Raw genomic sequence first — 22036 nt, forward strand, 5'->3', positions numbered from 1 at the left:
TCGGAAGAGATTAGCCTATTTACCATTCGGGAAAAACAGCTGTTGTCCATCAACCTTGAAGTCGGCAATTGCCTGTTGGCCATCCTTGGAAATCAGCCAGTTGTGCCATTGCCTGGCCAGATCATGTTTGAGGTCGGGATGTTTCTCTTCAGAGAGCAACAGGCTGCCGTACTGATTGAACATGGCCTTGTCGCCGGAATAGAGCAGTTCCAGGTTCTGAGGATTTTTAAAGGCCACCCAGGTGGCGCGATCCGACATTACGTAGGCATCCATGGCCGCCGCGGTGTTGAGCGTAGCGCCCATGCCGCTGCCCAGTTCCCGGTACCAGTCGCCGCTGGGTTCAATGCCGGCGCTTTTCCAGAGGCGCAGCTCGGCACGATTGGTGCCGCTATCATCGCCCCGCGAGGCGAATGGCGCTTCTGCCTTGGCAATCGCCGCGAAAGCTTCTGCGGCGCTGTCTGCCTCACTGATGTTGGCGGGGTCATCGGCAGGGCCAATCAGTACGAAGTCGTTGTACATCACATCGGCCCGCTCGCTGGCGTAGCCGTTTTCGACAAAGCGCTTTTCGCCGGCGGTGTCGTGCACCAGCAGGCTGTCGGCATCGCCGCGGCGGGCGATTTCAAAAGCCTGGCCGGTGCCCACGGCCACTACCCGAACGTCAATGCCGGTGTCTGCTTTGAACTTGGGCAGGATAGAATCGAACAGTCCCGAGTTTTCCGTGGAGGTTGTCGAAGCCAGGGTTATGTAGTCCTCAGCGTGAGCGCTGAAGGCCAGGCCGAGGCTGGTTACGCCCGCAAGTAACAGGTTGAGCGTCTTATTCATATTGTTTTCTCCTGTTGCAGATGAGAGTCGGACTATTCGACCAGTTCTCCAGTAATAAACGCCTGCGCCTCTGGCGAGACGGGCGCGTCAAAAAACACGTCAGCAGGGGTATGTTCGCGGACCTTTCCCCCGGATAAAAAAAGCACATCGCCGGCCAGACGCCTGGCCTGATGGATATCGTGGGTGGTCATTACGATGCGCGTTCCGCGCTGATGAAACTCCCGCACCGCAGCCTCCACGGCTTTAATGGCCGCCGGGTCGAGCGCGGAGGTCGGTTCATCCAGAAACAGCACCTGCGGAGACAGCACCCAGGCGCGCGCCAGGGCCAGGCGCTGTTGCTGGCCACCGGACAGTACGCGAGCAGGCGTTTTGGCGCAGGCGGTCAGGCCAAAGCGCTCGAGCGAATCAAACGCGAGCTTCGCACGTTTCCGGCGCGGGACGTTATTCACCGCCAGTGCGTGGATGAGATTGGCCACGGCCGAGCGGCGCAAAAGCACCGGCTGCTGGAATACCATCGCCTGGCGGGGTTTCTGGTCGCTTGACCAGGTTACCCGTCCCTCCGTAGGGAAGAGCAAACCATGGGCCAGCCGGAGCAGCAGGCTTTTGCCTGCCCCGTTAGGCCCCATCACCAGCGTGGGGCCGATGCCATCCAGAGTGAATGAGCAAGGTCCCAGCAGTAACCGCTCCTCGTGGCTGTAGGCCACGCCATCAAAACCCAGCGCCGGTGGCGAAAGAAGGGCGGACGAGGCGAGTAGCGGCGCATTCATCGAAGTCATCCTGTTCGCCTCCTGCTAAATTCGCCCACCAGGTACGCGCCGGCGTTAATCAGCATTACCAGCGTCAGTAGCACAATGCCAAGCCCCAGAGCCAGGGGCAGGTTGCCCTTGCCGGTTTCCAGTACGATGGAGGTTGTCATTACCCGTGTGACACCCGCAATATTGCCGCCCACCATCATCACAGCGCCCACTTCGGCACTGGCACGGCCAAAGCCGGCAAGCAGAACGGTTAACAGGGCAAATCGCGCGTCCCACAACAAGGTGGGCATCATGCGCGCCCGTGACATGCCCAGTGAGACGAACTGATCCCGGTATTCATCCAGCATTTCTTCGACTTTCTGACGCGAGAGTGCGGCCAGAATTGGAAGCACCAGTACCACCTGTGCGATGACCATGGCACCCGGCGTGAACAGCAGCCCCCATTCACCCAGTGGGCCGGCACGAGAGAGCAGTAAATACACCACGAGCCCGGCCACCACCGGGGGCAGACCCATCAGCGCATTAAGTAACACAATCACTCCGCCGCGTCCGCGGAAGCGCCAGAGCGCCACGGCAGCGCCAAGTGGAAATCCCAGCACCGCTGCGATCAGGACCGCGAAAAGCGAAACCTGAAGCGAAAGCGCCACGATCTGATAGAGCGGGGCGTCGAAATTCAAAAGTAGCGACAGCGCAACATAAAACGCATTATTTTCCACAGCTGCGTCTCCTTGATATTGAGCATCGTGGCGTTTATAGCTACGCTTTGCACCGTCTTCTGAAAAATATGCAGTAAAAAACAGTTCTGTGCTTTACCCCCTCTGCTGGAGAGACTGATGCCCCTTCCCGCTTACCTCACCACAGCCGAAGCTGCCGAGTATCTGCGCCTGAAAGAGCGCAAGGTGTACGATCTGGTTAGCCAGGGGGTTATTCCCTGCGTTCGGGTAACGGGAAAGCTGTTGTTTCCGCGCCAGCGTATAGACCTGTGGTTGATGAACCATCTGGAGGGTGACGATGCCGTCAGCGCCCCGATACCGCCGGTTCTGGCCGGCAGCCAGGATCCGCTGTTGGAGTGGGCGGTGAAGGAGAGCAGTGCCGAGCTGGCTTTGCTGTGTCAGGGAAGCGGCGATGGCGTTCAGAGGCTGGTGGACGGACGCGCGATGCTCGCCGGCATGCACATCTGGCATGCCGAAATTCAGCGTTACAATGATCCGGCCACCCTGGGATTGAACGGGATGCGCGATCTGGTGCTGATTCGGTGGGCAAAACGCCAGCAGGGTCTTTTATTGGCAGCCGATAATCCCCGAGGGCTTACCCGACTGGAAGATATCGCAAGATCCGGCATACGTGTCGCGCATCGCCAGCCTGATGCCGGAGTCAGCCATTTGTTGCAGAGTCTGCTGGCTCGCCACCGTATTGACGCCACGCAACTCGCCTGGGCCGCCCACCCGTCACTCAGCGAGGACGATCTCGCGTTGGCCATTCGCCAGGGCGAAGCGGATGTGGGCGTGGGAATTGAAGCCGCAGCGCGGCGTCAGGGCCTGGCTTTTATTCCTTTGCAGCAGGAATATTTTGATCTGGCCATGCGCCGGCGTCATTACTTTGAGCCGGCCATCCAGCGGCTGCTGGCGTTTGCCGGCAGCGAGCGATTTGTCCAGCGTGCCCAGGCGCTCGGCGGTTATGACATCAGTGATCTGGGCAAAGTCATCTATAATGCTTGAACAGCGCCAATAACAAAAAACAGGCGGATTAGTCATGTTTTCAGTACAAAGCAACCTGGTGAGGGATGCCAGTGGAGCGCTGGGTGACCTTGGCACCCTGATCCCGCTGGGTCTCGGTGCTATTGGGCTGGCCGGCCTGGCCCCGATACCGGTACTGGTGGGGTTTGCCGTCTTCTACATAGCAACGGGGCTGTATTACCGCCTGCCGGTTCCGGTCCAGCCCATGAAAGCGGTTGCTGCGTTGTTGCTGACCACACAGTTGAGCTCCCAGAGTCTGGTCGCCGGTGGCGTGCTGATCGGGGCGATTCTTCTCGTTCTGGGGCTGACGGGGTGGATTAACGGGGCGGCCCGTCTCATACCTAGATCGGTGTTAAGTGGCCTTCAGTTGGGACTGGGGATGATGCTGGCCTATATGAGCTTCGGTCTGATGGCCACCTCATTGCCCCTGGGAATTGTCACGTTGGCGATAGTGGGGATTACCCTGAAGCTTTGTCCGAACTGGCCGGTGGCGCTAATCGGGCTGATCGGCGCTGTTGTACTGGGTACGTTGCTGGGCGCGCCGGGCCTCATGCTTCCCCTGGCCGATCCAGTTGCATTTACATTGCCTGAGTTGCCGGGCATCGGCGATTGGCAGCAAGCGGTGCCCACGCTGGTTTTACCCCAGCTGGCTCTGACATTAACCAACGCCATCGTGCTGACGACACTGGTGGTTGGTGATTACTTCGGCGAGCAATCCCATCGCGTCACGCCCGCCCGGTTGTCGGTATCCACTGGCCTGGCCAATCTCTTTCTGGTTCCCCTCGGCGCCTTGCCCATGTGTCATGGAGCGGGCGGTGTGGCCGCGCACCACCGGTTCGGTGCGCGCACTGGCCTGGCTCCCGTGTTGCTGGGAACGGGCTTGCTCATGATTGCGATAATACCGGGCGGGCTTTCAGTTATTGCGGCCATTCCGATGGCGGGTCTCGGAGCCCTGTTGTTCGTAGCGGCCGCCGAGCTTGGGTTGTCCCGGCGTCTTTGGGCAGCCAAACCGTCGTGTTGGCCTGTCATCGGGATAACTGCACTGGTGACGGTCTGGGTAGATCCGTTCTTCGGGCTGCTGGCCGGGGTGGCGTCAGAAACGTTTCGGGCGGCCTGGCTGCGTGGACAAGAGGTTGCCTAGCGCAGACCGTCAAGATCCTGAAAGAGGTTTAAGGTAGTCGGCTGGTCAAGGGGATGTGTCGGGAGTTCATTGAATTCCAGGCTGGAAAGGCCTGGATGAAGAAATTGAACTGTTACTTTGCCCGCATATCTACTAACTTGGAGATAACGTAATTCAGACAAGATTTTCGCAAGTTATGGAATATCTCCATTGCCAGGAAAAGAGCAGGAAGGGAAAAGCTACGGCTACGGTAACTCCAGCGATTCCCAAGCTAATCATGGGTAGTCACTTGGCCCGCAGTATACGAGGAGTATCTTGCGCGCCGCCTCCCAGCTATTAAGGCATAGCAAAAATATCTAATATTTTGGAGGTATTACAGTGACTGATCTTTTAAAAAATCCCATGGGTCTTGATGGCTTCGAGTTCGTTGAGTTTGCCTCACCAATCCCGGGTGTGCTTGAGCCGATTTTTGAGTCAATGGGCTTCGTTAAAGTCGCCCGGCACCGTTCTAAAGATGTGCTTCTTTATCGCCAGAACGGCATCAACATTATTATCAATCGAGAGACGACTGGGCCGGTGCCTTATTTTGCCAAAGAACATGGCCCTTGTGCATGTGGCATGGCGTTTCGTGTCCGGGATGCTCACCAAGCCTTTGATCGGGCTCTTGAACTCGGAGCCGAGCCTATTGAAATTCCAACTGGCCCTATGGAATTGCGTTTACCCGCAATTAAAGGAATTGGGGGAGCGCCGCTTTATCTTATCGATCGCTACGGTGACAAGGGGTCAATTTACGATATCGACTTCGAATATCTGGTCGACGATCGATACCCTGAAGGTGCCGGGCTGAAGCTTATCGATCACCTGACGCATAATGTGTATCGCGGAAGAATGAATCACTGGGCCGAGTTCTACGAACGCCTCTTCAACTTCCGGGAGATGCGGTTTTTCGACATCAAGGGCGAGTATACCGGGCTTACCTCGAAGGCAATGACAGCCCCCGACGGTATGATTCGTATTCCGTTGAATGAGGAGTCATCCAGAGGGGCGGGGCAGATCGAAGAGTTCCTGTTGGAATTCAAAGGTGAAGGAATACAGCATGTGGCATTCCTCAGCGACGACCTGATTGCCACCTGGGATAAGTTGAAGTCCCTGGGGGTACCGTTCATGGATCCGCCGCCGGATACCTATTACGAGATGCTTGATGAGCGTCTGCCGAATCATGGCGAGCCGGTCGAAGAGCTTAAGGCCCGGGGCCTGTTGTTGGACGGTACAACGGATGGCAACAAACGTTTATTGGTACAAATTTTCTCTAAAGCACAGTTAGGCCCGGTGTTTTTTGAGTTTATCCAGCGCAAAGGGGATGACGGTTTCGGCGAGGGGAATTTCAAAGCGCTCTTTGAGTCAATCGAGAAAGACCAGATCCGTCGTGGAGTGCTTGAAACAGGCGGGTAATCTCTGGTCAAACTCGCCCTCGGCAAGGTAGAGGCGGGTCGAAAATCCGGCGCTCGGCAGGTTCGCCCTGGTCCCGCGCGCCTCAGCCGGCATCCGGTTGTTCTGCCGGATGGGCGCGAGCGAAGGATGGCAGTTCGTTACAGGCGGCGTGGATGCGCCGGATGGTGGGATACGACTCAAGATCGCATCCGAAGCGCTCCGCGTTGTAAACCTGTGGCACCAGGCAGGCGTCCGCCAGCCCCGGCTGGTCGCCATGACAATAGCGGCCGGTGCGTGGGTCACCGGCGAGCATTGCCTCCAGCGCCTCGAAGCCCTCGGCGATCCAGTGGCGATACCAGCCGAGCTTGGTTTCCTCGTCGATACCCATTTCTCCGGTCAGATACTTGAGCACCCGCAGGTTGTTGAGCGGATGAATCTCGATCGCCAGCAGGCCCACGAGGGCACGGACCCGGGCGCGGTCGGCGGCGTTCGCCGGCAGCAGCGACGGCTCGGGGTAACGCTCTTCCAGGTATTCGCAGATCGCCAGCGACTGGGTTAGCCGTTCGCCCTCGTCAGTCTCTAGGGCAGGCACCAGACCCTGTGGGTTCAATTGCCGGTAGGGTCCTCCCCGGTGCTCGCCCCGGAGCAGGTTCACTGGCTGCTGTCGGTAGTCCAGCTCCTTGAGATTGAGCGCGATCCGCACCCGGTAGGAGGTCGACGAGCGGTAGTAGCCGTAAAGTTTCATGACGCCCCCTCGTAGCGCACCACCTCCTGGTCGATGGCGCCGAAGATGCTCTTGCCCTCGCCATCGAACATCTCGATGCGCACCCGATCGCCAAAACGCATGAACGGGCTCTTGATCTCGCCGTGGAGGATCTTTTCCACCATGCGTATCTCCGCCAGGCAGCTGTAGCCGACTCCGCCGTCGGCCACCGGTCTGCCCGGGCCGCCCTCGATGTCCGGGTTAGACACCGTGCCCGAGCCTACGATGGCCCCGGCCCCGAGGTAGCGGGTCCTGGCAGCATGGGCGACCAGCTCCGGGAAGCTGAAGATCATGTCCGGTCCGGCCTGGGGCTCACCGAACTTCTCACCGTTCAAATGTACCGTCAGCGGCAGATGCACGCGCCCTTCCTGCCAGGCGTCGCCCAGCTCGTCCGGGGTAACGGCAATAGGCGAGAAGCTGGAGGCCGGCTTGGACTGAAAGAAGCCGAAGCCCTTGGCCAGCTCGCCCGGGATCAGGCCACGCAGGCTGACGTCGTTAACCAGCATCAGCAGTTTGATGTGCCCGGCGGCCTGCTCGGGGCTCACGCCCATGGGCACGTCATCGGTGACTACGGCAATCTCGCCTTCGAAATCGATGCCCCAGTCCTCACTGCCGGCTTCCACCGGGTCGTAGGGCCCGATGAAACGATCGGAGGCGCCCTGGTACATGAGTGGGTCGGTCCAGAAGGTTTCTGGCATCTCCGCACCGCGGGCCTGGCGCACCAGCTGCACGTGATTGAGATAGGCGGAGCCGTCGGCCCACTGGTAGGCCCGGGGCAGCGGCGAGTGCAGGGCTTTGAGGTCCAATTCGAAGGCTCCCTCCACTTTGCCCTCGCTGAGAGCGTGGTAGACCTCCTCGAGGCGCGGCGCGAGGGTGTCCCAATCTTCGATGGCAGCCTGCAAGGTGGGGGCGATCTGCGGCACTCTGACAGCACGGGCGTGGTCCCGGGAGACCACGATCAACTGCCCGTCGCGGGTATCGGTCTTGAGTGTTGCAAGTTTCATAGCCGGAATCCTTTGTGTCGTTTAGCGCGCGTCTGGCTTGAAGTGTGAGTGTAGCCCATGCCAAACATCCACGTAGTCACGCTGGCGGAAACCGGCGGACAGCGCCGAGGGGGTAGGGTTGAATACGTAGCGGCTCTCGAACATGAAGGCTAGCGTATTCCCCTGATATTGCGGCACGAGCTCCTCGGAGGAAGCCTTGTCGAAGGTATTTGCGTCGGGCCCGTGGGGCGACATGCAATTGTGCAGGCTGGAGCCCCCGGGCACGAAGCCTTCGGCCTTGGCATCGTAAGTGCCGTGGATCAAACCCATGTACTCGCTCATGATGTTGCGGTGGAAGTAGGGCGGTCGGAAGGTGTGCTCGGCCACCATCCAGCGCGGAGGAAAAATAACGAAGTCGATATTGGCCATGCCTGCGGTGTCCGAGGGCGAGGTCAGGACGGTGAAGATCGACGGGTCCGGGTGGTCGAAGCTCACCGTGTTGATGGTGTTGAACCGTGCCAGATCGTATTTGTAGGGCGCGTAGTTGCCGTGCCACGCAACCACGTCCAGCGGCGAGTGATCAAGCTCGGCCGCCCAGAGCTTGCCGCCAAACTTGGCGATGAGCTCGAACTCGCCTTGAGTGTCTTCGTAGTAGGCCGTGGGAGTGAGAAAGTCGCGCGGGTTGGCCAAGCCATTGGCGCCGATTGGACCCAGCCCGGGCAGTTCGAAGGGGCTGGCGTAGTTCTCGCAGACATAGCCGCGGGCGGCGTCGGTGCCGGCGGCGCGGCGAACCTGGAACTTGAGGCCGCGCGGCAGCACGGCGACCTCGCCCGGGGCGACCTTGAGCAGACCCTGTTCGGTGCGCAGCACCAGTGTGCCCAGTTGGGGCACCACCAGCAGTTCGCCGTCGGCGTCGTAGAAGAAACTCCCGGTCATGTCGGCGTTGAGCGTGTAGAGGTGAATCCCGCAGCCGATCTGGGTGCCGGCGTCACCGTTGGTGGCCATGGTGAACAGGCCGTCGATGAAGTTGGTGGCCGCCTGCGGCATCGGCAGCGGATCCCAGCGCATCTGGTTCGGGTCTGCCGCTACCTCGGATTCCGGCGCCGTGGATAACTGCCCGACCTCAAGCGGACGGTAGGCCGACTGCGCGGCCGAGGGGCGGATGCGGTATAGCCAACTGCGCAGGTTATGGCTGCGCGGCGCGGTAAAGGCGCTGCCACTGAACTGCTCGGCATAGAGGCCAAAGGGGCAGCGCTGGGGCGCGTTCTGCCCCTCTGGTAGCGCCCCGGGAAGGGCCTCGGTGGCGAATTGATTACGAAAACCGCTTTGGTACTCAAAATCGCTCATGACTCATCCCCAGGGTACCCACCGAGCGCCTACCTGCCTCGGATTTTGGTTGTCTGTAACAACTTGGTTTTTCAGATAAGCACAGCCTTACGGGGATTTCAACAACCCTCGCCTCCTGTCGCCGGATCTGGATCGCAAGCGCCATGGCGCCTCACCGCATCACACCGCATCCGCTTCAGTCCATTCGTTTTACCAGTCGTCGCGCGCAGTCAACGGTTGCCGCAGTGGCGGCCTCCACATCCAGATCCTGCAGCGCTACCACACCAACGCAGCCTTCGAAGCGGAAGTGGCTGTCAACGGGATACACCAGTGGCGCGGCTACTCCGACGGCCCCGGCCTGAAGCTGCCCCCGGGTGACGCTATAGCCATCGCGCCGGGCCTGGCGCAAAGCGTCGGAATCCTCGGAACGCTCCGGTCGCAGGGCGGCTATGGCGATGCCCGCTGCGCCCCGCTCCAGCGGATGCCGGCTGCCCACGCGGTAGGACACGCGCAGTAACAGAGTTTCGGGTTCCGCAACCTCGACGGCGACGCACTCATCCCCGTGCCCGACGCACAGGAACGCCGTTGCCCGGGTGCGCTCGGCCAGCTCCTGCAGCAAGGGGCGGGCCATGGCCCGCAGCTGCGGTTCGACCCGTGATGCCAGCGCTACTACCCCGCCCCCAAGGCAGATCCTGCCATCGCGGCTCCGGGTCACCAACCCATGGCCCTCCAAGGTGGAGACCAACCGATAGACGATCGCCCGGTGCACGTCCATGGCCTCAGCCAGCTCGGCTATCGCCAGGCCGTTTTCCTTTTGAGCCACCAATTCCAGGGCGGTCAGCCCCCGGGACAAGGTCTGCAAGGAACTCATGCGATGTATATCCCCTCAGTGTTTGACGAACCCCTAAACCGGTTCTAATCTCAAATAATGCACGAGGTGTGCGTTATTTGTAAATGATGGGGGGAGGCGGTGACAAGCCAGAGCGAGGACAAGCAGCAGAGCCATCCCGCCATGGGGTGCCCCGTCACCGGAACCGCCGTTGAGGGCTGCCCGGTCTCGCACCAGGCGGCGGAGTTTGACCCCTTTGGCAGCGACTATCAGCTGGATCCGGCGGAGGCGTTGCGCTGGTCACGGAATCAGGCGCCGGTATTTTATAGTCCCAAGCTCGATTACTGGGTGATTAGCCGCTACAACGACATCAAGGCGGTGTTCCGCGATAACATCACCTTCTCCCCCGCCATAGCCCTGGAGAAAATCACACCGGTGTCCCAGGAGGCGCAGGACGTGCTGCGCGGCTACGACTACGCGATGAACCGCACCCTGGTGAACGAGGATGAACCCCAGCACACCGAGCGGCGCCGGGTCCTGATGGAGCACTTCACGCCGGAAAATCTGGAAGGGCACAAGCCGATGGTGCGGCGTCTGACCCGGGAGGCCCTGGACCGGATCATCGACCAGGGTGATGCGGACCTGGTCAATGAAATGCTCTGGGAGATCCCCCTGACGGTGGCTCTTCACTTTCTGGGTGTGCCGGAGGAGGACATGGACAAGCTGCGCGAGTACTCCATCGCGCACACAGTGAATACCTGGGGCCGGCCCTCCAAAGACGAACAGATCAAGGTGGCCCATGCCGTGGGCAACTTCTGGCAGTACGCCGGCAAGGTGCTGGAGAAGATGCGGGCCAGCCCGGACGGCCCGGGCTGGATGCGCTACGCCATTCGCCAGCAGGCGAGCTACCCGGAGGTCGTCACCGACAGCTACCTGCACTCGATGATGATGGCCATCATCGTCGCCGCCCACGAGACCACCGCACACGCCTCGGCCAATATGTTCCGCCGACTGCTGGAGCAGCGTGAGTTGTGGGAAGAGGTCTGTCGCAAGCCACGGCTGATACCCAATGCCGTCGAGGAATGCCTGCGCCATACCGGATCCGTCGTCGCCTGGCGGCGCATCACCACCCGCCCGGCCACCATTGGCGATGTGCAGCTTCCGGAGGGCGCGCGGCTTCTGATGGTCACTGCCTCTGGCAACCACGACGAGCGCCACTTCGAGAACCCCGACGAGCTGGATCTCTACCGCGACAATGCGGTGGATCACCTGACCTTCGGTTATGGCAGTCATCAATGCATGGGCAAGAACATCGCCCGGATGGAAATGCGGATCTTCCTCGAGGAGTTCACGCGCCGGCTGCCCCACATGGAGCTGGTGCCGCGTCAGCAGTTCACCTACCTGCCCAACACGTCTTTCCGCGGCCCGGACCACCTCTGGGTCCACTGGGATCCGGCAAGCAATCCCGAGCGGCGCTCGGACCAGGTCCGGGAGCCGCGCATGGACTTCGACATCGGCGCGCCGTCGGTCAAGGACCTGGCCCGCACTGTGCGCCTGGCGGACAAGCGCGTGCTGGCGAAGGACATCGTCGGCCTGAGCCTGGAAGATCCCCACGGGCGGCCCTTGCCGAACTGGACGCCCGGAGCCCACGTCGAACTGCTACTGGACGAGATGGGGCGGCACTATTCCCTATGCGGCGATCCGGAACATCCCGAGCGACTGGAGCTCGCGGTCTTGCGCGAGCCGGCGAGCCGCGGAGGCTCGATCTACGTCCACGAGCGTTTGCAGGTGGGCGACGAGGTTGGCCTCCGCGGCCCCAAGAACCACTTTCGCCTGGACGAGCGAGCCGAGGAATATGTCCTCATCGCCGGCGGTATCGGCATTACCCCTATTATTGCCATGGCAGATCGACTCAAGCGCCTGGGCAAGCCGTATACACTGCACTACGCTGGACGCTCGCGTCGGACCATGGCATTCCTGGATCGACTGGCGGCGGAGCATGGGGATTGTCTGCATCTTTACCCCAGTGACGAAGGTGCAAGGCTGCAGATTGATGCCGCCATTGGCGAGCCGACCGAGGGACGCCAGATATACGCCTGTGGCCCGGACCGGCTGCTTGAGGCGCTGGAGCTGGCCACAGACGGCTGGCCCGCCGGTATGCTGCACGTAGAACACTTCGGCGCGGCAGGCGCCCTGCTGGATCCGAGCAAGGAAGAAGCCTTCGAGGTGGTTCTGGAAGACAGCGGCCTTACCGTGCAGGTGGCACCGGATCAGACCTTGCTGGAGGCTCTGCGCGCAGCAGGTATCGATGTGGCGAGCGACTGCGAGGAAGGTCTGTGCGGCACCTGTGAGGTGACGGTGACCTCGGGTGAGGACATCGACCATCGCGATCGGGTGCTCAGTCGGGAGGAGCGCGGCGAGGGCAACCGCATGATGGCATGTTGCTCGCGGGCGAGGGGCAAGATTAGCCTCGCTCTATAAAACAAAACCAAAAACCAAGATAGCCAACGAGGAGAGTAGCCAATGTTCCAACGAAGCTTGATGGCCGGGGTTGCCCTGGCCGCGATGACGGCGCTGCCGGCCGCCGCCGAGCCGAAGATCACCCTGAAACTGAGCCACTTCCTGCCGCCGGTGCACGGCATTCACACCGATTTCATCAAGCCCTGGGCCGAGGACCTGAAGCAGTGCACTGACGGTCAGGTGGAGGTGCAGATCTACCCCGGCGGCACGCAGATGGGCGGGGTCGCCAACCAGCAGGAGCAGGTGTTGGCTGGCGTCGTCGATATCGCCCACGGCCTGACCGGTATCCCGCGCGGGCGCTTCCCACGCACCTCAATCATCGACATCCCTTTCCTGGTCGCGGATGCCGGCGTCGCCAGCCGCACCCTCTGGAAGCTCTATCCGGAGTACCTGAAGCCAGAATACCGGGGCCTGAAGGTGCTGGCGCTGCATGCCCACAATGGTGGCGTGATCCATACCCGCGATACCAAGGTCACCTCCATGGAGGATCTGGAAGGCCTGCGCATCCGAACCCCCAGTCCGGCCGTTTCCATGATGCTTGAAGAACTCGGTGCCGAGCCGGTGGGCATGCCCCCCGGACAGGTCTACGAGAGCCTGCAGAAGGGCGTGATCGATGGCACCGTGTTCCCCTGGGACCCGGTGAAATCCTTCCGGCTCGACGAAGTGCTGGACTACCATCTGGACGGTGGCGTCTACACGGTCTCCTTCTTCTTCGTGATGAATCAGCGCAAGTATGACTCGCTGCCCAAGGGTGTCCGCGGCTGCATCGACAGCCTCTCCGGCGACGCGCTGGTGGCCAGGTTCGGCGACTGGTGGGATAAGTGGGACCAGGCTGGCCTGGACGCCGTCAAGGCTAAGGGTAACGAGATTACCGAGCTGAGTGACGAGGAGCGTGCTCGCTGGCGCGAGGAACTGCAGCCCATGATCAACCGTTACCTCGAATCGCTGAAGGCCCAGGGCGTCGAGAATCCTCAGGAGATATACGACGCGGCTCAGAAGTATGTCTCTGAGTTCTCCAACTAAACCAAACGGTACCGGGGTCGACGACCAGGGCCACCGCCCGGGAATCTGGTCCCGAGCGGTGGCCCTGGTCTTTCGTGCGACGGCCCTGTTCGGTGTCGCCTGTCTGTTGGGGGCCGCTGTGGTCACAGTGGTGGATATCGGGCTGCGATTCTTCGACACAGCTATCCCCGGCGTGGTGGATATCGTCCAGTTGCTGATCCTGGCAACCGGGTTCGCAGCCATCCCCTTCGCCTTCCACCGCGACGCCCATGTGAGCGTTGACCTGCTCAGCCAGTTCCTTCCCCGGCGCATCCAGTCACTACTTGCAGCCCTTGCCTCGCTGGGCGGGGTAGTTCTGATGGGCCTGATCCTTTATTACGGCTGGGAGGCGGCGAAGATGCAGATGATGTTCGGTGACGTCTCGCAGAACATTCGCATCCCCATGATCTGGTACTGGGTCCCGCTGCTGGTCGGCTCCGCGTTGTCGGTGCTCGCCGCGGTGCTGGGGACGTTGCAAGCCATCGCCGGTCTGTTCAGATCTTCTTCTTGATGGAGCGCGCTATATGACGCCCCCCGTGATCGGCCTTCTGGGCTTTGTTGTCACCGTGGTCCTGATTTTCTTTCGGGTGCCGGTTGCGGTAGCGATGTCTCTGACCGGTATTGGCGGCTTCACCCTGCTGAATAGCTGGAGCGGCACTGCGTTCGTGCTCGGAGCGGCACCCTTCGGAGCGGTATTTCCCTACAATCTGTCGGTGGTCCCGCTGTTCATCCTTATGGGGATTTTCGCCGCACAGGCTGGGCTATCCCGCAGCCTTTATGATGCCGTCAACGCCTTTACTGGCCATTTGCGGGGCGGACTTGCCATGGCCACCATCGGTGCCTGCGCCCTGTTCGGGGCCATATGTGGATCATCCCTTGCCACCAGCGCCACCATGTGTGGCGTGGCGCTGCCGGAGATGCGGCGACACGGCTACGACGATCGCCTGGCGACGGCGTCCATCGCTGCCGGCGGGACGCTGGGCGTGCTGATTCCTCCTTCGATCATCCTGGTAATCTACGGGCTGCTGACGGGTACCTCCATAGGCCAACTGTTCATTGCCGCCCTTATCCCCGGCGTGCTCGCAATGCTGCTGTACATGGCGGCCGCCTGGTTATGGGTGCGGCTGAAGCCGGAACTCGGGCCGCCAGCCGAACGTCACAGCTGGCGCGAGCGTCTGACGGTACTGGGCCGGGTGTGGACCGTGCTGGGCCTTTTCCTGCTGGTTATTGGCGGAATGTATCTGGGCTGGTTCTCACCAACCGAAGCGGCGGCCGTAGGCGCCCTGGGTGCTTTTCTTATCGCTCTGCTCTCGGGTTCCCTGACCCGCTCGACTTTCCTCGCCAGCGTCTGGCAGGCTGCCGAGGTCACTGGCATGATCTTTTTGATACTGATCGGCGCGGCACTGTTCAACTACTTCATTGAGACCTCGAACCTGCCGTTCTATCTGGTGGACCTGATCGAAGGGGCAGGACTGACGCCGGTCATGACCCTGCTCCTCATCATCGCCTTCTATCTACTGCTGGGCTGCGTCATGGATGCCCTGTCCATGGTCTTGCTGACCATCCCGTTCATCTTTCCCATCGTCGCGAACCTGGGCTTCGATCCCGTCTGGTTCGGTATCGTGGTTGTCACCGTCGCCGAAATCGGCTTGATCACGCCGCCGGTAGGCATGAACCTGTTCGTGATCCAGGGCGCGGCTGGCGACGTTCGACAGTCAACCATCTTCCGTGGCATCGTGCCGTTCCTGATGGCGGACATGGTGCGCATCGCCCTGCTGCTGTTGTTCCCGGCATTGGTGCTCTGGCTTCCGGGCAAAATGTTCTGAGCGGTCGTGGCGCGTGGTGGCTGCAAATCCAGGGGTAAATCGGATGAGGGCAGATTGGTAGCCATGTGCCCTGTTGTTGTAGTGAACGAACGATAGCAATTCCCTGGGATTAGCTGGCGGGCCAGCACAAGTTTTACAACGCCGTTAACAGCATCCGTCCTGCGACAATCAGCAGTAAGCCTCCGAAGCAGCGCTTGAGCGTGGCCGCAGGGATTCGGTGGCTTAGGGCCACGCCTATCGGCGCCATCAGTACTGTAAAAAAGGCAATCAGGCCGACTGCGGGAAGGTAAACGTAACCAAGAGTCCAGGGCATAAACTCCACGCCCCAGCCGGAAATAATGTATCCAGCGGTGCCCACCAATGCCAGGGGAAAGCCCAGGGTGCTAGAGGTAGCCACGGCCCGCTGCATGGGGACGTTAAAGAACACCATCAGCGGCACCATGACGTTTCCGCCGCCGATACCTGCAAGCCCGGACAGTACGCCGCTGAACAGGCCGAGCCCGGTGGTGCCGGCTTTGCCCGGCATGGTCCGGGCCGGGTCCGGTACCCAGCGGCTGAGCATGATCAGCGAGATCACCAGCAGGAAGACCGCGATACCGATCTCCAGCACGGCGGCGGGTAAGCGGGCGGCGATGAACCCGCTAAGGAAACTGCCCACCACCACAGTAGGGGCCCACAGTCTGAAGATGTTCCAGTCCACGGCTTTGCGCTTGATCTGGGCCCGGGCGGCCGATACCGAGGTGAAGATGATGGTGCACAGGGAAGTCGCCACGGCGGTGATAACGATGAACTCTGACGGGAAGTCCTGGGCCGACAGGATCAGCACCAAAGCGGGTACGATGACCACACCGCCGCCAATACCCAGCATGCCAGCCAATATGCCGGCGACGATACCCAGGGCGGAGCAGGCGATGATCATGTCCATGGTGATTCCTTGTTTATGGTGATTTGAAAGTGTCGATTGATTGAAGCGGTTCTGTTACTGCCCGAGCGCGGTGCCCTCGCCCCGCGGGTCGTGCATGGCTTCCCGCCGGCCACCAGGGTATACCGCAATGGCACCGGCCAGACCGGTAAAGGGACTGAGTTCGGGGATCCATTCGATATCATGGCCCCGGTGCGCCAGGGACTCGCCGACGGCCGGCCCGATGTTCTTTTCCAGCTTCAGATTTTCACTGCTACCGAAGAAGCTGCGCCCCTGCAGGAATCGTGGGGCCTGCAGCGCCCGGTCGATGGGCTGGTGAAAGTCCACCAGCTGGGTGGCCAGCACCATCTGGGTCTGGGGTTGGCCATCACCGCCCTGGGTGCCGAAGTAGAACTGGCGACCATCGTCCCCGAGCCAGGCCGACGGGTTCAGGGTATGGGCCGGTCGCCTGCCGGGGGCCCAGCCGTTTGCATGGGCGAAATCCTCGTTGAAACCGGCGGCCCGGTTGAGCCAGAGGATGCCGGTATCGCCCACCATGCAACCGGAGCCGAAGTCGTGGAACAGGCTCTGCATCAGGCAGGCGGTGCGGCCCTGGTTGTCCGTCGCGGCGAGCCACACGGTGTCGGCTGGCCTGCCTTGTTCGTGCCAGGGCAAGGCAATGTCGGGGTCGATAGCGGCGTAATCGGCCGCTGCCCGGGCATGGCTGAGCAGGCGTCGGGTATCCAGCGTGCCGCCGGCTGGATCACACAGTTGTCGGTTGCGTTGTTTGAGCTGGGCCTTGATGGCCTCCACCAGGTAGTGAAAGTAATCGGCACTGCCGTTTCCCAGCGCTGCCAGGTCGACAAAGCTGAGGGCATGCAAGGCACTCAGAGTATACAGTCCCTGGCTCGGTGGCGGGAAGTTGTACAGGGTGCCGTTGCGGTAGCGGATGCTCAGGGGCTCGCTGTGCCAGGCCTGTGTCCTGGTCAGGTCGTCCCGGGTCAGGCCGTTACCCAGGCGGTGGAATCCCTCCGCCAGGGCCGTTGCCAGTTCGCCTTCGTAGAAGTCCACCATGCCGACCCGGGCCAGATGTTCCAGTGTAGTGGTCAGCTGTGGGCGGGTGACCCGGGTGCCCTCGGCGAGCAGTTCGCCCTGGGCATTACAACACAGGGCGGTGAGGTCCGGCAGGTCGCGGATCAGGTCCCGACGCTGTTGCTGCCAGAACGCTTGATTAGCCGACACTCCATAGCCGTCCCGCGCGAAGGCAATGGCCGGCGCCAGCAGGTCCGGCCAGGTCAGGGAAGAACCCCAGCGGTGAGTGCTCCAGTCGTGAGCCATGGACCAGCCCCGCAGGGCACCAGCAGTGGTGGCTGCCGAGGCGGGCCCGCGCATGGCGATGGCACCGGCATCGGGCAGTCGATGGCCCGCCTGGCCAAGGCCCATCAGGGTATCCACCCGCCGTCCGTCGCCAAGCAGCCACAGGGCATCACCGCCAAAGCCGGTCATGTGCGGGTAGACCACGGATAGCACGGCACCGGCGGCCATGGCCGCATCGATGGCGGTGCCCCCCGCCCGCAGAATATCCATGCCAGCCTCGGTGGCCCTGGCATCCGGTGTGCAGATTACGCCAGCGATGGACTCAGCTTTCATGCAGTGGTCTCTCCCTGGTGCCTCGGCAGAGGCTGGTGCTCCGCCACAAACTCCGCCGACATGGCGCTTACGGTCTGCACGTGCAGTCGCATCAGGCGGGCGACACCGTCGGCGTCACCAGCGTGGATCGCTCGGACAATGGCGTCGTGCTCTTCCCATGACCTGCTGACCCGGTTACTCATGCGGAACTGGGCCCGGCGGAACGGCGCCAGGCGGATGCGAGTGGCTTCCGCCAGCTGCTGCAACTGGCTGGACTGGGCGCCCTCGAAGATCAGGTCGTGGAATTCATTGTTATAGCGGGCATAGTCGTCGGCACTGCCGTCCCGGACCAGGTGCACGGAGTCCTGGTGCAGCTGAAGCAGAGCGTCCCGCTGGCGACTTTTCATGCGCAGGGCTGCCAGACGTGCCAAAGCGGCTTCCAGTTCCGCCATCGCCTCGTAAAGGTCGTTCAATGCCCCGGAGGACAGGGTGGCGACGATCACGCCCCAGTTGGGGCGATGGGTGACGAGTCCCATCGCCGCCAGATGGCCGAAGGTCTCCCGGACGGGCGTGCGGGAGACGCCGAAACGTTCTGCCACGGCCTGGGCGTCCAGCTTGGTGCCCGGGGTCAGCCGGCCGCTGACAATGTCGTCCGCGAGGGTCTGGACAATACTGTCCACCACAGTGCCCTTGCCGGCACGCTCAGGGTGCGGGGGAAGCCGGGTCATGCGGTACTTCCCCTGCCCATAAGGTCGGTCTCCGGCGGATGCGGAATGGCCGCCAGCAGGGTGCGGGTATAGTCGGTGGCCGGGGCATCCAGTAGCTGGCCGGCATCACCTTCCTCCACTACCGCACCATTCTGCATCACCATGATGCGGTCACACAGCAGACGGACCACGTTCAGGTCATGGCTGATGAAAAGGTAGCTCATGCCCAGGCGGTGTTTCAGGTCCTCCAGCAGGTTGAGCACGACGGCCTGCACCGAGACATCCAGTGCCGCCGTGGGCTCATCCAGAATCAGCAGTTTCGGTTCGAGGGCGATGGCCCGGGCGATGCCTACCCGCGCTTTCTGGCCACCGGAGAGCTGGTGAGGAAAGCGGTCCAGCAGGTGCACCGGCAGACCCACCAGGCCGGCCAGTTCGATGACCCGTTGCTCGCGGTCCTGGCGGCCCAGCTCCGGGGTCAGCCGGTGGATCGGGTCACCAATGGATTGGGCCGCGCTCCAGCGGGGGTTGAGGCTGTCGGTCGGGTCCTGGAACACCATCTGCAGCTTGCCACGAAGGGGATGGGACGCGAATTTCGAGGCCGGCACCGGGGCAATATCCTCACCCAGGAACTCGATCTTGCCACCGCTGGTGTCCAGCAATCGCATGATCATGGAAGAGGTGGTTGATTTGCCGCAGCCGCTCTCACCCACCAGCCCCAGACTCTCGCCCTCGCGGATCTGGAACGACAGGTCCTGAACCGCCAGGTGGCTACTCTCGTCGCCGGGCTTGCCGAACTGCTTTCGCAGGTTACTGACGGTCAGTATCGGTTCCCCCAGGCTCCGGGATTCCGGCAGGCGAATGGCCTTTGAACGGGCTTCCGGTGTCAGCAGGTCACGGATCTGTGAGTCGTTGTGGGGGGTGGCCTGCAGCAACAGCCGGGTATAGCGTTCGCGGGGATGGTGGAACAGCTCGGCGGCCCCGTTGGCCTCGATGATCTTGCCCTTTTCCATCACCACCAGCCGGTCACAGTAGGCCGCCGCCAGACCCAGATCGTGGGTAATGAGCACGGTGGACATGTTGTATTCCCGGGTAAGTTCGACGATCAGGTCCATGACCGCCTTCTGGGTGGTGACATCCAGGCCGGTGGTGGGCTCGTCGGCGATCAGCAGCCGGGGCCGGCAGGCCAGGGCAATGGCGATTACCACCCGCTGGCACATGCCGCCGGACAGCTCGAAGGGATAGGCGTTGTAGCGCTGCTCCGCATCACGGATCTTCACCGCCTCAAGCATCCCGATGGCCTTTTCCCGGGCATTGCCCCGGGTGGCCTGACTGTGCTGCATCAGCACGTCCGCCACTTGCTGGCCGATGCGTCGGATCGGGTTCAACGCGGCGCGGGGATTCTGGAAGATCATCGAGATCTCGCGACCGCGAATATCCCGCATATCCTTTTCCCGGGCCTTGTGCAGGGGTATACCACCGTAGGTGATCCTGCCGCCTGCGATATGGCCGGCGCGGTCGAGAATGCGCATCACCGCATAGGAGGTGACCGACTTGCCGGAACCGGATTCGCCCACGATGCCCAGAGTCTCGCCCTTGCCCACGGCCAGGGAGATATCATCGATGGCCCGCACCGTGCCCTTGCGGGTCGCGAAGTCCACGCTCAGTCGCTGGATATCCAGCAGCGGTACGCTGGAAGGTTCGTTCATCTCGGGCTCCTCAGGTGCGGCGCTGGGGATCCACCAGATCCCGCAGGCCATCGCCGATCAGGTTGAAGGTGAATACCGCCAGCATCAGCGCCATCCCCGGGAAGATCACCAGCCACCATTCGCCGGAAATAATGAAGTTAGCGCCCTCGGCCACCATAATGCCCCACTCCGGCGCCGGCGGCTGAACCCCCAGACCGATGAACGAAAGACCGGCGGCGTTGAGGATGGCCCAGCCCATGTTGAGGGAAATCTGCACCATCATCGGCGGCAGGGTGTTGGGAAAAATGTGACCGAACAGCACCCGCAACTCGGAGTTTCCGGACAGCCGCGCGGCCTGCACGAAACCGGCGTTGCGGCGTATGCTGACCTCCGCCCGGGCCATGCGTGCATAAAAGGGCAGGTTGATGATGGCGGTGGCGTAGACGATGTTCTCCACAGTATTACCGGCGGCAGCGACGATACCCATGGCCAGCACGAACAGGGGGAAGGCCATGATGGTATCCACAAAACGACCGGTGATGCGGTCGGTCCAGCCGCCGAAGTAGCCGGCGAAGCAGCCCAGGATGGAGCCCAGCACAAAGGAGATGGCCACCGCCGAGACCGAGATCAGCAGATCCAGCCGGGTGGCTACTACGACCCGTGAGAACACATCACGCCCGAGCTGGTCTGTACCAAACCAGTGGGCAGAGTTGGGTGCCTGTAGCGCTGGCCCCACCCCTGTATTAAGGGGGTCGTAGGGCACCAGGTAGGGGCCGAACAGGGCCATGCCCACGAACAGACCGAACAACCCGAACGCCAGACCGGTAACCGGATTTTCTGACGCCACGTGTCGCAGATGCTGCCAGTAGCTGGTGCGGGGCGGCCCCTGAAGTTTCGGGGAGGCCGGGGTACTCATACTGGTCATGTCAGGCCTCCTCGCCCACTCGGGGATCGATCAGGGTGTAGATCACATCGATCAACAGGTTCAGCGCCACGAACAGCAGGGCCATGGAGAGCACGAAGCCCTGAACTGCCGCGTAGTCCGACACCACCAGCGCTTCCACCGCAAACGAGCCGATGCCCGGCCAGGCGAACACCTTTTCCACCAGTACGTTGGCGCCGAGCACGAAGGAGAACACCATGCCCAGGGTGGTCACCACGGGCAGCAGGGCATTGCGGAAGGCGTAGGTGATCAGCACCCGGCGTCCACTCAGGCCCGCGGCCCGGGCAGTGCGTACGAAGTCACTGCCCAGGGTCTGCAGCATGGAGGCCCGGGTCATTCGGGCAATGGGGGCCAGGGTAAACAGCGCCAGGGTGATCAGCGGCAGCGCCAACTGTGCCAGGGCGGCACCCAGCACTTCCCATTCACCGGCGATAATGGCGTCGATGGTCAGGAACCCGGTCACCGACTCCGGCGGCAGGTGCATCATGTCCAGTCGGCCCATGGGCGCCGGCGCCCAGCCCAGCAGGTAGTAGAACACGTACATCAGCGCCAGGCCGGTGAAGAAGGTTGGCAGGGAGACCCCCGCCGTAACCAAAAACCTGCAGATGTGGTCAACCCAGGTGTTGGGCCGGGTGGCCGCCAGCACACCCAGTGGCACAGCGATCAAGAAGGACAGCAGCAACGCACCCAGAGTCAGCTCCAGGGAGGCCGGCAGCCGGCTGGCCAGCTCCGACATTACCGGCTGGCCGGTGGATATCGCCATGCCGAGGTCGCCCTGCACCAGATCACCGACGTAGGTGACGAACTGCATCGGCAGGGGTTTGTCGAGGCCCAGGGTTTTGCGCACTTCCTCGATGGATTCCGCATCCGCCATGGGCCCGGCAAAGTAAGCCGCCGGGTCTCCGGGCAGGGCCCGGGTCAGCAGGAAGCACACCACCAGGATGCCGAACACCGTCGGCACCGCCTGCAACAGGCGAAGCGCCACTTTACGCAGCTTATCCAGCATGGGGGGCACGTTG

Annotated in this window: 20 protein-coding genes; 7 read left to right on the plus strand and 13 right to left on the minus strand. The window is 62.0% G+C overall.

Annotated features, from left to right (window positions below; genetic code table 11):
- Window positions 1-15: 15 nt before the first annotated feature.
- From msub_RS18190 to msub_RS18200, 3 genes are read right to left on the minus strand one after another with little or no spacing between them, the layout of a single operon-like run.
- Window positions 16-822 (minus strand): substrate-binding domain-containing protein, encoded by an 807-nt coding sequence (locus tag msub_RS18190; protein ID WP_048497551.1) that lies wholly within the window; start codon window positions 820-822, stop codon window positions 16-18.
- 32 nt (window positions 823-854) lie between these two features.
- Window positions 855-1598 carry an ATP-binding cassette domain-containing protein gene (locus msub_RS18195; RefSeq protein WP_082146585.1) on the minus strand — a complete coding sequence of 248 codons (744 nt, stop codon included), beginning with the start codon at window positions 1596-1598 and terminating at the stop codon, window positions 855-857.
- Window positions 1595-2293, minus strand: a complete 699-nt coding sequence (locus tag msub_RS18200) for an ABC transporter permease (RefSeq protein ID WP_048497552.1) — start codon at window positions 2291-2293, stop codon at window positions 1595-1597. The genes msub_RS18195 and msub_RS18200 overlap by 4 nt, the downstream gene beginning before the upstream one ends.
- A gap of 117 nt (window positions 2294-2410) precedes the next feature.
- Between msub_RS18200 and msub_RS18205 the strand changes: the two genes are divergently transcribed.
- From msub_RS18205 to hppD, 3 genes are all read left to right on the plus strand, one after another.
- A complete protein-coding gene (locus tag msub_RS18205) occupies window positions 2411-3295 on the plus strand; it encodes a helix-turn-helix transcriptional regulator (protein ID WP_048497553.1) in 885 nt (294 codons plus the stop codon).
- 34 nt (window positions 3296-3329) lie between these two features.
- Window positions 3330-4454 (plus strand): putative sulfate/molybdate transporter, encoded by a 1125-nt coding sequence (locus msub_RS18210; RefSeq protein WP_048497554.1) that lies wholly within the window; start codon window positions 3330-3332, stop codon window positions 4452-4454.
- A 357-nt stretch (window positions 4455-4811) separates the two neighbouring features.
- Entirely contained in the window at window positions 4812-5885 is a 1074-nt protein-coding gene (hppD, locus tag msub_RS18215) for a 4-hydroxyphenylpyruvate dioxygenase (protein ID WP_048497555.1), read from the plus strand.
- Between the two features lie 82 nt (window positions 5886-5967).
- Here hppD and maiA read toward each other — a convergent pair whose 3' ends face one another.
- The 4 genes from maiA to msub_RS18235 all read right to left on the minus strand — a co-directional run bounded on the left by maiA (window position 5968) and on the right by msub_RS18235 (window position 9807).
- Window positions 5968-6609 carry a maleylacetoacetate isomerase gene (maiA, locus tag msub_RS18220; protein WP_048497556.1) on the minus strand — a complete coding sequence of 214 codons (642 nt, stop codon included), beginning with the start codon at window positions 6607-6609 and terminating at the stop codon, window positions 5968-5970.
- Window positions 6606-7631: a fumarylacetoacetate hydrolase family protein gene (locus msub_RS18225; protein WP_048497557.1), complete on the minus strand. Its 1026-nt coding sequence runs from the start codon at window positions 7629-7631 to the stop codon at window positions 6606-6608. The genes maiA and msub_RS18225 overlap by 4 nt, the downstream gene beginning before the upstream one ends.
- Window positions 7632-7652: 21 nt before the next feature.
- A complete protein-coding gene (hmgA, locus tag msub_RS18230; RefSeq protein WP_048497558.1) occupies window positions 7653-8957 on the minus strand; it encodes a homogentisate 1,2-dioxygenase in 1305 nt (434 codons plus the stop codon).
- Between the two features lie 175 nt (window positions 8958-9132).
- Window positions 9133-9807, minus strand: coding sequence for an IclR family transcriptional regulator (locus tag msub_RS18235; protein WP_048497559.1), 675 nt, complete (start codon window positions 9805-9807; stop codon window positions 9133-9135).
- A 99-nt stretch (window positions 9808-9906) separates the two neighbouring features.
- Between msub_RS18235 and msub_RS18240 the strand changes: the two genes are divergently transcribed.
- The 4 genes from msub_RS18240 to msub_RS18255 are packed head-to-tail and all read left to right on the plus strand — an operon-like array spanning window position 9907 to window position 15152.
- A complete protein-coding gene (locus msub_RS18240; protein WP_197083903.1) occupies window positions 9907-12246 on the plus strand; it encodes a cytochrome P450/oxidoreductase in 2340 nt (779 codons plus the stop codon).
- Between the two features lie 42 nt (window positions 12247-12288).
- Window positions 12289-13308, plus strand: coding sequence for a TRAP transporter substrate-binding protein (locus msub_RS18245; RefSeq protein WP_048497560.1), 1020 nt, complete (start codon window positions 12289-12291; stop codon window positions 13306-13308).
- 58 nt (window positions 13309-13366) lie between these two features.
- Window positions 13367-13837, plus strand: coding sequence for a TRAP transporter small permease (locus msub_RS18250; protein WP_197083904.1), 471 nt, complete (start codon window positions 13367-13369; stop codon window positions 13835-13837).
- 13 nt (window positions 13838-13850) lie between these two features.
- Complete coding sequence (locus tag msub_RS18255) at window positions 13851-15152, plus strand: TRAP transporter large permease (protein ID WP_048497562.1); 1302 nt, start codon at window positions 13851-13853, stop codon at window positions 15150-15152.
- Window positions 15153-15285: 133 nt separating this feature from the next.
- Here msub_RS18255 and msub_RS18260 read toward each other — a convergent pair whose 3' ends face one another.
- Genes msub_RS18260 through msub_RS18285 form a run of 6 tightly spaced genes read right to left on the minus strand, consistent with a single transcriptional unit; the run spans window position 15286 to window position 22023 of the window.
- A complete protein-coding gene (locus msub_RS18260; RefSeq protein WP_048497563.1) occupies window positions 15286-16077 on the minus strand; it encodes a sulfite exporter TauE/SafE family protein in 792 nt (263 codons plus the stop codon).
- Between the two features lie 54 nt (window positions 16078-16131).
- Window positions 16132-17703 carry a gamma-glutamyltransferase family protein gene (locus msub_RS18265; RefSeq protein ID WP_048497564.1) on the minus strand — a complete coding sequence of 524 codons (1572 nt, stop codon included), beginning with the start codon at window positions 17701-17703 and terminating at the stop codon, window positions 16132-16134.
- The gene (locus msub_RS18270) at window positions 17700-18410 is read right to left on the minus strand and encodes a GntR family transcriptional regulator (protein ID WP_048497565.1); all 711 of its coding nucleotides are present in this window, start codon (window positions 18408-18410) and stop codon (window positions 17700-17702) included. The genes msub_RS18265 and msub_RS18270 overlap by 4 nt, the downstream gene beginning before the upstream one ends.
- Window positions 18407-20095 carry a dipeptide ABC transporter ATP-binding protein gene (locus msub_RS18275; protein ID WP_048497566.1) on the minus strand — a complete coding sequence of 563 codons (1689 nt, stop codon included), beginning with the start codon at window positions 20093-20095 and terminating at the stop codon, window positions 18407-18409. The genes msub_RS18270 and msub_RS18275 overlap by 4 nt, the downstream gene beginning before the upstream one ends.
- A gap of 10 nt (window positions 20096-20105) precedes the next feature.
- On the minus strand, window positions 20106-20999 hold the full coding sequence (locus tag msub_RS18280) for an ABC transporter permease (protein WP_048497567.1): 894 nt from the start codon (window positions 20997-20999) through the stop codon (window positions 20106-20108).
- Window position 21000: 1 nt separating this feature from the next.
- Window positions 21001-22023, minus strand: a complete 1023-nt coding sequence (locus tag msub_RS18285) for an ABC transporter permease (RefSeq protein ID WP_048497568.1) — start codon at window positions 22021-22023, stop codon at window positions 21001-21003.
- Window positions 22024-22036 lie beyond the last annotated feature (13 nt).

Source organism: Marinobacter subterrani (assembly GCF_001045555.1).
In the GTDB taxonomy this organism is placed as follows: Bacteria; Pseudomonadota; Gammaproteobacteria; order Pseudomonadales; family Oleiphilaceae; genus Marinobacter; species Marinobacter subterrani.